Here is a 12192-nt window from a genome sequence, read left to right as displayed (position 1 = left end):
TTTTCTGATATCCTGTACTTGGGTCATTGTGAGCAACCTCCATTCCTCCTTGTAACCTTCCTAATTCCCAGTTACAAGGATAAAATTAATGGGTGGTCGCCTGCAATGGCCTTTTGCAAAAGTGGGGAATTCCGGGTTGCAGAAGTGGGGATTTTCTTTTGCAACTTTGTCCTATTTCATTATGCAATAAACAGTTCGTACCGAGAAGACTGCGAAGCGCGGGGGTTTTAAGAAACGGATCTACCTTATTGAGGTGGCAGATACCTGATATTAAGCACTGGCTGATGTATTAAATCAACTTTGAAAAACAGGCTGTCGATCTCGGCGGCCTGTTTCATTAACAAAACCGTATGATGATATTTACTTTAAAAGATTGCACGCACGAGAATAAGTCTTTTTCCTAAAATAGGTAATAGATTATTATCGCTTTATATAAAAGGGCTTACAGTTTATGCGACGGGAGGGGTGCTTGTGGAACAGCTCGCGTTTGTCTTGTTCGAGCGAATGGGGATGCTCTTGATCTTTATGTCTATACTGACCCGCATCCCACTGTTCCGATGGTTCACGTACCCCATTTTGTATCCTGTGTACGGATCGCAGCCTGGATCTCGTAACCATCCTGAGTTACTACCGTGTTCGCTGGTATATTGAAACTGGGTACCGATACTTCAAAGAACTGCTTGGATTTGATCAATACCAGTTGCTTTCGCTTAAAGGGATCGAACGCTTCTGGACCATTCAATTCCTTACACAGAACTTGTTAGAATTTCAGCTGCAGGAGTGGTACCGCTCGTCCCGATGATATCGCTGAAATGATAGTGCGCGGACCCGCCGTGCTTTTTATCTTTTTGATGGGATTGATAGATTTGATGGCGGAGGTCCAGGATTTGATCATGAAGATGGACGATGCTCGTAATATCCTTCGCGACCTCCAAAGCGCCGATCTGACGGCCGTTATCGAACAGCGGATAAGAGCGGTTTATCGTCGTGATTCGCTTCCCTTTCAGATTGACATAGGTTTGTACTTTCTCGGCCGTTTCTTTGCCCGTTTGCAGGACATGGACAAGCGTGCTGGTTTCGTCGGTCAGCGAAGGGTAGAGGTGAAACAGCTTTTTCCCGATGACCTGCTCCCTTTTCAAACCGTCGATTTCCGCCATCTTATTATTATAGAATAACGTGATTCCGTCCCGGTCGATAAGATGCACGCCGATATCGATCATGTTCAAAATCCATTTGAAATGGTCTGATCTGAAGCCATGCTGATCCGGCATGGATTCACCTACCCTCACGAAGGATCGTTCAAATTTGCAGTAAGTTGTATCGTATGTAAGAACGGCCGGGGATAATACAAAGCAGGTGAGCACAGGTTGATTTGCGGGTAGAGATTTTAAAATAGCGTCAATGGTTGTTAAGGTGAATGCGGTAAAAAGCTTTACGATATTCGGTAGGCGTCATGCTTTCATATTTCTTAAACAATCTCATAAAATACTTTTCATCATGAATCCCCACTTTATCCGCAATGCATTGAATGCTTTGGGAGCTTCTCGTCAGCAAATCCTTCGCCTTTGAAATCTTCATGAGATTAATGTACTCCTGCAGGTTGTACCCTGTTTTCTTCTTAAAATAGCGGGAGAGATAATTTTTATTGTACGTAAAATGTTCTGCGATATCGGAGAGTGAAATGTCATCCAATGCATGAATGCGGATCCATTCGATGATTTCGGCAATATTCCGGTCTCCCTGCGATTTATCCGGAGAGATCTGATAATGGTTGATCATCTGATCGGAGAGTTCGATCAGCAGCAAGGTTGAGATATAATGCGCTGCCTGCCGGGTATAGTAGTTTGACATTCCTATATGCTGAAGCTGCTGAAACAAGATATTGGCCCGTTCGATGCTGGCCGGCGCGTAGAATAAAGGAAGATAAATATCAGAGCAAGATTTGGGGGAATCCGGGTTTTTTAATTTATCCAGTTCCTTCGCCAAGGCATCCTCGTCCAAACGATCATAGGATTCATAGGTAAGGAAGTGAAACCAAAAAAAGGATACGCCCTCCTTGCATGGACGGTAGCCTTCGTGGACGAGTCCCGGCAGCAGGACGAGTACGTCCCCGGGGTTTACTTCATATTTCTCTTCGCCTTGCGAAATGTACAGGCATTTCTCTATTCCAATAATAACTTCAAAGGAATCGAGACAACGTTTGCTATGGGTCCATGGTACGTCTGTAACAAAATGGCCGCAGGAGAGAAACTCAATCGGCTTCCCGATGTTCGTTCGAATATATTTCACGATACCCTCTCCGTTTCTATATCCTCTCTAAGAAGCACAACATTTTTTAGTCATTTTTGTCCACCTAATGTTGTTGGACGACTACTTACATTCACCTTACCAGATGATATGATGTTTTTGCAAGCGTTTGCAAAGTGATGTGCTCAGCTGGAATTGCAGCCTGTTTCAACATTATTTGAGGAGGGTCTGTCAATTGAAAAAAGCCAAGTTTCTGCTTATCGCTTTAATGTGTGCCTTCGTGTTTTCCGCCTGTTCCGGCGGGGGTTCAAACACCGGCAACGCCGGTAACAAAGGCAGCGATGGCGCTGCCAGCAATGCCAATACAGGGGGCGCAAGCAGCGATAAACAAGTTACCCTGAAGTTTATGGGTTGGGAAGCCAGCCCCTTGGAGACAGCCGCAGTGAAAAAAGGGCTTGAATCGTTCATGGAACAGCATCCGAATATCAAAGTGGAGTATCAACCGGTTCCCGGCGGCGCGCAGTATGCACAAAAAATACTGACTATGCTTGCAGGCAACGCTGCGCCTGATGTCTTCTTCTTAGGCGCTACGGAATACCGTTCTTTCGAGCAGCGTGATGTCCTTCTCGATTTAACCCCGATGTTCAATAATGAAATGACACTCGGCGATTTTATTCCATCCTCTGCAAAAATCATGGAAATTGACGGAAATATTTACGGCGTCAGCAGCTGTACCGTTTCGCCTGTCCTGTATTACAACAAAGATATCTTCGACAAGGCACAGATTCCATATCCGCCCAGCAATCCCGCTGAAGCATGGACTTGGGATGAGTTTAGGGACGCGGCCATGAAACTGACGGTTAAAGACGGCAACAAGGTATCTCAATACGGCGCTTTCGGTCTCGAAAACTTCTATATGACCACCGCTGAAATCTACTCCAACGGCGGACAAGTTTTCAACGAAGACGGCACAAAGATGGCTGTCAATACACCGGAAGCCAAAAAAGTTATGCAGAGCATTCTGGATCTTCGGTTAAAAGACGGCGCTACGCCTACGGCAAAAACACTGGAGAGCATCGGTATGAAGCCGAACCAAATGCTTCAGACCGGTAAAGTCGCCATGGTAATCGACGGTTCATGGGCATTGCAAGAGCTTGCTACAATGGGATTCCCGGTTGGAGTAGCTCCTCTTCCAAGCTTTCTCGAAGCCAAAACACACGGCCAAGCGCATGTACATGCCGCCTCAGCCAAAACGGAGCATCCCGCGGAAGCATGGGAGCTTATCAAATTCCTCTCATCTGAAGAATACCAAGTCGAATTGATCAAAGAAGGTCTCTGGATGCCGAACCGCAAATCGTTGTATACCGAAGAAGGCATCGCCAAGTGGTATAACGAAGCCGTTCATCCCGAAGGCTTCAAGGAAATGGTGACTTTCTTTGCGGATGCAGAAGCTTATCCCTTCACGCTGATCACCAAAAACATCGTAAACGATATCATTACGGAAGAAACAGATAAGCTCTGGTATGCCGGGCAATCGGTGGACGACACGATGAAAAATATAGAAACCCGGGCAAATGCGGAGCTCGCAAAATAAAAACGGACAGGCCCCGGTACGTTTCCGGGGCTCTTCCCCAGGGGTGATTCGATGAATGCGGAGAACAGTCTGATGGAACCCAGGGTCGATATACCAAATTCAACGCATCGTTCCGTTAAGACCAGTACATGGAAAAAACTTTTCCAAAAAGACGGCACCTGGGCGCTTCTTCTGCTTTTGCCCAACTTGCTCGGGTTTTTGGCTTTTACTCTGATTCCTGTCTTTGCGTCCTTTTTTCTCAGCTTTACTTCCTGGGATATGCTTACCCCGGTCAAATGGATAGGGCTCAGCAATTATGCGGAATTGATGAAGGATGAAACCTTTATCAAAGTGTTCTGGAACACCATTTATTTCGCCGGTGTATCCGTTCCGCTCGGCATCGTCATTTCCTTGCTGCTCGCCGTTGCCCTGGACCGAATCAGCTTGAAAAAGTTTTACCGCGCCGCCTATTTTCTGCCCGTGGTCTCTTCTATGGTGGCCATCGCGGTCGTATGGCAGTTCATTTACAATCCTGAATACGGGATTATGAACTACGTATTGAGCTGGTTCGGCATTCAAGGTCCCGACTGGCTGACAAGCACCGTATGGGCAATGCCTGCTGTCATTTTGACAAGCGTATGGAAAAATCTCGGCTTTAACATGCTGATCTTCCTGGCCGGGCTTCAAGGCATTTCGGATGACTACTATGAAGCGGCGGACCTTGATGGAGCAAATACGTATCAGAAATTTTTCTGCATCACCGTGCCACTCTTATCGCCGACGACCTTTTTCGTTACCGTTATGTCGTTCATCGCTTCATTCCAGGTGTTCGATACCATTTTCCTCATGACCCAAGGCGGACCCGCGCGTTCCACTTCCGTCATCGTTCATTACTTGTATGAGCACGGCTTCAAATATTTCAATATGGGCTATGCAAGCGCAATGGCCTATGTCTTGTTCTTCATGATGTTCGTCATTACGATGATTCAATTCTGGCGCCAAAGAAAATGGGGAGAAAGCTGAGGAGGGAAAGAACCGTGAAACAAAGCTTACCAACCAAGATTATTGCGCACACCATCCTGATGCTTGGGGCCATCACGATGATTATTCCCTTCCTATGGACGATCAGCACCTCGCTGAAGCAGCTCAGTGAAGTGTTCATCTTTCCTCCCAAGCTTTTTGGAGAGAAATTGATGTGGGAAAACTTCTTGCGGATATCGGACCGGTTTCCTTTTGAGACGTATTTCCTGAACAGCTTGAAAATCACCGTTATCGTCGTCATCGCCCAGCTTATTACCAGTTCTATGGCCGGATTTGTATTTGCCCGGCTCAAGTTCAAATATCGTGAAGCGCTGTTCGGCTTGTATCTCGCCACCATGATGATCCCGGCGCAGGTTACGCTGATTCCCAACTTTATCATCATGCGCAACTACAATCTTATCGACACGCACTGGTCGCTCATTTTACCGGCATTGGTATCGGCCTTCGGCACGTTCCTGATGCGCCAATTTTTCATGAATATTCCCGGATCGCTGGAGGAAGCCGCCAAAATAGACGGCTGCTCGCCGTTCGGCGTGTACTGGCGGGTATTTGTTCCGCTGTCGAAACCGGCTATGGCAACCCTCGCCGTGTTTGTGTTCATGGGCATGTGGAATGAATTTTTGCACCCTCTGATCTATATCAATACCCAGGAAATGATGACGCTGCCTCTTGGGCTTGCCGCTATGCAGGGGATGTATAAAACCGATTGGCCGGTATTGATGGCAAGCACCGTGCTGTCCATCGCTCCGCTGATTGTTATTTTCTTGCTGGCTCAGGATTTCTTTATCAAAGGTGTAACGCTCTCCGGTCTGAAGGGCGAATAACGGAAAACGGAAAGGATAATGAACATGAGCAAATTGGAAAATAAGCTTAACTTACCTTTGAAAGCCGTAAGTTTGAAACAAGTGACGATTCAGGATGATTTCTGGTCTTCCCGCGAGAAGAATGTGATCGAAACGGTTGTTCCTTATCAGTGGAAAGCATTGAATGACGAGATTCCCGGTGCCGAGCCGAGCCATACGATCGAGAATTTCCGTCTCGCGGCGGGGGAAGCGGAGGGTGAATATTACGGAATGGTTTTTCAGGACAGCGATCTTGGCAAATGGCTGGAGACCGTAGGCTTCGTCCTCTCCGGACGCCGCGATCCGGAGCTTGAGAGTATTGCCGATAACGTGATCGATCTGCTCGGACGTGCGCAGCAGCCCGACGGCTATTTGAACACGTACTATATCGTCAAAGAACCGAACGCCCGTTGGACCAATCTCAGGGACAATCATGAGCTTTACTGCGCCGGGCACTTGATGGAAGCGTCTGTAGCCTATTACGAAGCAACGGGAAAACGAAAGTTTCTTAATATTATGAGCCGGTATGCGGACTACATCGCAACGGTCTTCGGAGACGAGCCCGGCAAGAAACGCGGCTACGACGGTCACCCTGAAGTTGAACTGGCGCTGGTGAAGCTTTATCAAGCAACAGGTGAAAGAAAATATTTAGACCTTAGCAAGTTTTTCATCGATGAGCGGGGACAAAAACCCCACTTCTTCGATCAAGAGGCAAACGAAAGAGACGAGTCGGAAGTTCCCGCCAGAGGCAAAAAGAAACGCGAATATGATTATTTCCAGGCTCATCTCCCCGTACGGGAACAAAAAACGGCGGAAGGACATGCCGTTAGAGCGGTTTATCTTTACAGCGCTATGGCGGATCTGGCTGTTGACTATAACGACGACTCGCTGCTTCAAGCTTGTAAACAATTGTGGAACGATGTGGTGCGCAGGAAGATGTACGTAACCGGCGGCATCGGTTCCTCCGAATACGAAGAAAGGTTTACAGTTCCCTTCGACCTGCCGAACAACCGCGCCTACACGGAAACCTGTGCCGCGATCGGCTTGATGTTCTGGGCGCAGCGCATGCTTCAAATCGAAAAGGACCGCGAATATGCCGATGTGATGGAACTGGCTTTGTACAACGGAGTGTTGAGCGGCATTTCGCTCGACGGCAAAAGCTATTTCTATGTCAACCCGCTTGAGGTGTGGCCGGCAACCGCAAATTTCCGTCATGATATGTCAACCGTGAAGGTGACAAGGCAGCCTTGGTTCGGCTGTGCCTGCTGCCCGCCAAACATCGCCCGATTGATCGCATCGTTGGGTCAATACATTTATTCCAAAAATGATAGTGACCGTGAATTATACGTTCACCTGTACATTGGAAGCAAGCTTGAGCTGGAAATCGACGGTCACCGCGTACAGGTGACCCAACAAGCAAACTATCCGTGGAACGGTCAGGTCTCCCTGGAACTGACTTTGGAGCAATCCGCTGATTTTGCCGTAGCTGTGCGCGTTCCGGGCTGGTGCAGAAATGCCGCCATTACCGTAAACGGTCAAGAAACGGATATTTCGCAGCAGGAGAAAGGATATGTGAAAATCCAACGGACCTGGCAAAACGGCGACCGGATTGAATTAGTGATGGATATGCCGGTTGAGATCGTTCACCCGCATCCGAATCTGCGTGAAAACGCCGGGAAGGTCGCGCTGCAGCGCGGACCGGTCGTCTATTGCCTGGAGGAGGAAGACAACGGCCCGAATCTGCAGGACATCGTTCTTCCGAGCGACGCCGAATTCGATGTTCATTTTGAGAAAGGGCTGTTCGGAGGTGTTTCGGTCTTGACGGGCAGCGGCTTGCGCAGCGAAGTCCAAGCCGGGGATGAGCACAAGCTTTATACCACACAAGCCTTTGATAAAGTTGCTGCACCTCTCAAAGCCATCCCTTACTTTGCTTGGAGCAACCGTACACCTGGCGAAATGACGGTCTGGATCCGAAACCATAACTAATTGGAGGGATTTATTGAGCATTGGGAGCCGCAGCATCTGGGCTTTGAGCACAAAAGATGAGGCTGCCGGGCATCGCTCGGCAGCCTTATCTTTTGTTTCGTTCACGTCTTCATGTTCTCTCCGCGACATCATAAATGACCCGGGCTATTAAATCCTGTTTATAGTTTCCGAAACTTTGTCCGTAAATGGTAAGACCGCCGACACGGCCGGATTCGGACACGCCGATCTTGAATTTGATATCCGCATTCTGCTTCAGCTGAATATCGGCTATCGTTAATTTAGAGATTAGACAGCCGTCGATAAAGGTGCCGTTCTCATTAATGCGCAACAATTTCAGCAGTCCATACTGATTCAAATGGGGCGGCCACCACTTCGGGTTGTAGGTTCCGCGTTCCCTTCCGAAATCGCCGGGCGACGTCCACACGCCGAGATCGACGCCATTGACACTGAATATGAGGTCCGAAGGGTAATCGTCATTGTAAGTGGGCGCTTCGGAACCAAGCTCCATAATGAATTGAAGCTCCCTGAGACGTTGGTTCGACTTTAGGTAGTTTGGAATCCGATACTCCAAGTAACCTTTCGTCAGCCAAACGATTCCCGCGTTGATATGCTGAGGATCGGCAAAATACCGCGGGTTGTCGAATTCGCCTACTATGCTGTCCTTGGTGGCGAGTCCGCATGTCGCTTCCGCGTAATAGTCGCAATAATGGCCGACTTTAATTTCCACTTCGTAAACGTTTATATTTTCTGTGCTTTTGTTCCTCAAATCAACGGTAAGCATCTCTTCGTTCAAATAACAGATTTTCTGGATGCCGTGCCGTCCGACTGCGGTCGTTATGTCGATGAGGCCGCTCTCTTCAAGCTTCTTGATATGCATCGTAATCGCGCCATTGGTCAGTCCAAGCTTCTCGGCGATCTCATTTAAGTTCAAGCAGTCGTATTTCGTCAATAGCTCCAAAATTTCAATCCGGATTTCAGAACTCAATGCTTTGAAGATGCTCAAGCCCGAACGCAGTTCTTTAATTTGTATCATCGGAACGCATCCTCTCTAGCTTGTAATTGTTTTAATTTATTATAAATCAAAATAATAGAGATGAGAAGAAAAAGGTTGGTTAGTAAACAAAACTTTTACGGAAAGCGTATTCAATTTCTTATTGACAGAAAAAATGGCAGTATATATTATGTAAGTATAAAATGTTTTATATTTATTTAAACTAAATGGTTCCAATGTGTAAAATGAATACGCTCACCCTGCTTGCCGGCTTCAATCCCGAAAGGGATTAAGTATAACAACCAATTTTTTGAGGGGGAAAAGAAATGAAAAAGCAACTGCTTACAGTACTTTCTCTTCTAGTAATGCTAACCGCTATACTGTCGGCTTGTGGCGGCAACAACAGCGGAAACACAGGTGAGAAGAATGGAGAGACAAACACTAAGACAGACGGCACCGCGACGAAATTGGAATTCTGGACATTCAATGAGCTTCATCAGACGTTCTACGAGGATATGGCTAAACGCTGGAATGAAGTGAACCCTGATCAAAAAATTCAACTGGCAGCCAATACTTATCCGTATGACGATATGCATAACAAACTTTTGGTAGCGCTTCAATCCGGAACAGGCGCTCCTGATATCACGGATATCGAGCTTAACAAGTTCCCGAATTTCCTTAAAGGCGAGCCGCAGCTTCTTCCGCTCAATGATGTAGTAGAGCCGGAGTTGAATAACCTGGTCCAGTCAAGGATGGATATTTACGCCAAAGACGGTCAGTACTACGGTATTGACTTCCACGTCGGAGCTGCCGTTATCTATTACAACAAAGAAATTCTCGACAAAGCGGGCGTAAACGCCGATGATATCAAAACATGGGCTGACTACGAAGCTGCGGGCAAAAAAGTTCTGGACGCAACCGGCGTTCCAATGACTACGCTGGAAACAGCCGACTTGTGGTCTTTGTGGCCGCAAGTTTCCCAAGCGCCTGGCAATGACGATTTTCAAACGGCTGACGGACAAGTGAACATCACGAGCCCGCTCGTTCTTGAACCGTTGAAATGGCAGCAAAACCTGCTGAAATCCGGCATTGCGATTCCTGCACCGGGCGGCAACCACCACAAAGAGGAATATTACGGCCTGATGAACAGCGGTGGCGCGGCTTCTCTCTGGATGCCGATGTGGTATATGGGACGCTTCACGGATTACATGCCTGATCTGAAAGGCAAAATTATTATCAAACCTATGCCAGCTTGGAAAGCCGGCGAACCGCGTTCCGCAGGTATGGGCGGTACAGGTACGGCAGTAACGAAGACGACGAAACATCCAGAACTGGCAAAAGCATTCCTTGCTTTCGCAAAACTTTCCAAAGAAGGAAATATCGAGATTTGGAAGCAGTTGGGCTTTGATCCGATCCGTTCCGACGTATGGACAGATCCGGCGCTCAGCGAGTCTAATAAATTTACGGAATATTTCGGACCCGACATCTTTGACGTGCTTAATGAAGTGAAAGAGGAAATCGAAGGCGTAAACATCAACGAAACGACGCCGATGATCTCGGACGCCTTCAGAACGTCGGTACTCGTACGCATACTCCTTGACAACGAAGATCCTGAGAAAGTACTGAAGGAAGCTGCCGGGCAACTGAAATAATATGACTTAATAGGTGTCACTGGCCCAATTGGGCTAGTGACACTGTTATTCGAAAGGAGGGCCAGTGATGGAAAACAGCTCGCCGAAAACCACGAAGAAGATTTCAGGTATTTTGTATAATCAAAAGATCGCCCCTTACGTGTTCGTACTGCCTTTTCTTATCTCATTTGTCATTTTTTTTGCCTCCCCGGTCCTATCAGCCATTAATATGAGCTTTCAGTCCGTTCTTCCCGGACAAGTCGAATATATCGGTCTCGATAATTATAAGAAGCTTTGGAATCCAACCTTTTTGAAAGCGCTGATGAACAGCAGTAAATATACCTTTTATACGCTGCTGATTCTCATACCAATACCATTGATTCTGGCTGTATTCTTGAATTCCAAGGTGATGGTCGCCAAAAACTTTTTCCGCTCCACCCTGTTTGTTCCCGCGCTGACTTCCGTTGTTGTTGCGGGCACCATCTTTCGGCTTGCTTTCGGCGAGCTGGAAGGTTCACTTATGAATACGATCATTTCCTACTTCGGCATTGAGAAGCAGCGTTGGCTCGGCAAGGAAAACTTGGCTATGATCACGCTCATTACCCTTGCCGCTTGGCGTTGGATCGGGATCAATCTGCTTTATTTTATGGCGGGACTTCAGAACATTTCTAAGGAATTGTACGAATCAGCTGAAATCGACGGCGCCTCAACTTGGGATAAGTTTCTCCGCATTACGGTTCCCCTGTTGAAGCCAATCACCATTTATGTGTTCACGATCAGCATTTACGGCGGCTATTCCATGTTTACGGAGAGTTACATGCTGTGGGCCGGAAACCGCTCGCCGAACGATATCGGGTTGACCATAGTCGGCTATCTGTACCGCAACGGTCTGGAGCAGAACAATTTGGGCCTCGGCTCGGCTGTCGGTATCGCATTGCTTGTCATTACGTTTATCATCACGATCACCCAGCTTAAATTTTTCGGCATGTTCAAGAAGGAGGAGTAAACGATGGGTCAAGAAGAGAAAACCAAATGGTCGCTCAATACGGTACTGCTTCTTCTCCTGTTTATCGTTTTTGCGGTATTCGCGTTGTTTCCGCTTGTCACGCTGACGATCGCCTCCTTTAAACCGGCGCAGGAACTGATGAGGTTCGGTTTGAACTTGAAGATCAGTCCGGAAATTTTTTCATTTAAGAACTATACTTACCTGTTCTCAGGCAAGTCGCTGTATTTAACCTGGTACACGAACAGCTTAATCATCACCGCAGTATTTACGGGTCTCTGTTTGTTTCTGTCATCCATGGTCGGATATGGTTTGGCCGTATATAATTTTAAGTTTCGCAACGTCATTTTTGCCTTAGTGCTCGTAACGATGATGGTGCCGCTTGAAATCATCATTTTGCCTTTGTATAAGCTTTCGATCTCGCTGAAACTGATCAACAGTATGTGGGGGGTTATTCTCCCGTTTGTAGTAGCGCCGCTGCCGATCTTCTTCTTCCGCCAGTATGCGAGCGGACTGCCTAAGGACTTTCTGGATGCGGCGCGTGTGGACGGTACTACTGAGCTGGGTACCTTCTTCCGCATCATGATGCCGCTAATGGCGCCTGCTTTCTCATCCATGGCGATTTTGCAGGCATTGTTTGCATGGAATAACTTCCTCTGGCCGCTAATTGTACTGCGGACAAATGAACAGCTGACGATTCCGATTGGTCTCGCCACGCTGCTGACGCCTTACGGGAATAATTTCGACATGCTGATTTCGGGGGCCGTTATGGCGATCATTCCAATTCTAATGGTATTCCTGTTCTTCCAACGGTATTTCATCGAAGGGATGACAGCAGGCGGCGTCAAAGGATAACTTACCAGTATATGCTTTCGGTT

At 47.4% G+C, this 12192-nt stretch carries 10 protein-coding genes; 7 read left to right on the top strand and 3 right to left on the bottom strand.

Going from position 1 to position 12192, the window contains the following annotated elements; translation table 11 throughout:
• Positions 1–746: 746 nt before the first annotated feature.
• Positions 747–1271: a PAS domain S-box protein gene (locus L1N85_RS19050; protein ID WP_235240631.1), complete on the bottom strand. Its 525-nt coding sequence runs from the start codon at positions 1269–1271 to the stop codon at positions 747–749.
• 127 nt (positions 1272–1398) lie between these two features.
• Positions 1399–2289, bottom strand: coding sequence for an AraC family transcriptional regulator (locus tag L1N85_RS27675; RefSeq protein ID WP_235240630.1), 891 nt, complete (start codon positions 2287–2289; stop codon positions 1399–1401).
• 193 nt (positions 2290–2482) lie between these two features.
• On the opposite strand from L1N85_RS27675, the gene L1N85_RS19040 reads away from it, so the two are divergent.
• The 4 genes from L1N85_RS19040 to L1N85_RS19025 are packed head-to-tail and all read left to right on the top strand — an operon-like array spanning position 2483 to position 7689.
• Positions 2483–3841, top strand: coding sequence for an ABC transporter substrate-binding protein (locus L1N85_RS19040; RefSeq protein ID WP_235240629.1), 1359 nt, complete (start codon positions 2483–2485; stop codon positions 3839–3841).
• A gap of 51 nt (positions 3842–3892) precedes the next feature.
• Positions 3893–4843: a carbohydrate ABC transporter permease gene (locus L1N85_RS19035; protein ID WP_407946518.1), complete on the top strand. Its 951-nt coding sequence runs from the start codon at positions 3893–3895 to the stop codon at positions 4841–4843.
• Positions 4844–4857: 14 nt separating this feature from the next.
• Positions 4858–5685, top strand: a complete 828-nt coding sequence (locus tag L1N85_RS19030) for a carbohydrate ABC transporter permease (RefSeq protein ID WP_235240628.1) — start codon at positions 4858–4860, stop codon at positions 5683–5685.
• A gap of 24 nt (positions 5686–5709) precedes the next feature.
• Positions 5710–7689: a glycoside hydrolase family 127 protein gene (locus tag L1N85_RS19025; RefSeq protein WP_235240627.1), complete on the top strand. Its 1980-nt coding sequence runs from the start codon at positions 5710–5712 to the stop codon at positions 7687–7689.
• Positions 7690–7798: 109 nt separating this feature from the next.
• Here L1N85_RS19025 and L1N85_RS19020 read toward each other — a convergent pair whose 3' ends face one another.
• On the bottom strand, positions 7799–8722 hold the full coding sequence (locus tag L1N85_RS19020; RefSeq protein WP_235240626.1) for an ArsR/SmtB family transcription factor: 924 nt from the start codon (positions 8720–8722) through the stop codon (positions 7799–7801).
• Positions 8723–9006: 284 nt separating this feature from the next.
• On the opposite strand from L1N85_RS19020, the gene L1N85_RS19015 reads away from it, so the two are divergent.
• The 3 genes from L1N85_RS19015 (at position 9007) to L1N85_RS19005 (ending at position 12169) form a co-directional block, all read left to right on the top strand.
• Positions 9007–10332, top strand: coding sequence for an ABC transporter substrate-binding protein (locus tag L1N85_RS19015; RefSeq protein ID WP_235240625.1), 1326 nt, complete (start codon positions 9007–9009; stop codon positions 10330–10332).
• 67 nt (positions 10333–10399) lie between these two features.
• Positions 10400–11317: a carbohydrate ABC transporter permease gene (locus L1N85_RS19010; RefSeq protein WP_235240624.1), complete on the top strand. Its 918-nt coding sequence runs from the start codon at positions 10400–10402 to the stop codon at positions 11315–11317.
• A gap of 3 nt (positions 11318–11320) precedes the next feature.
• A complete protein-coding gene (locus L1N85_RS19005; protein ID WP_235240623.1) occupies positions 11321–12169 on the top strand; it encodes a carbohydrate ABC transporter permease in 849 nt (282 codons plus the stop codon).
• Positions 12170–12192 lie beyond the last annotated feature (23 nt).

This window comes from Paenibacillus alkaliterrae (assembly GCF_021532375.1).
GTDB lineage: Bacteria > Bacillota > Bacilli > Paenibacillales > Paenibacillaceae > Pristimantibacillus > Pristimantibacillus alkaliterrae.
Note: the sequence above shows the minus strand (reverse complement) of the source record. Positions and strands in the feature narration are given on the sequence as shown.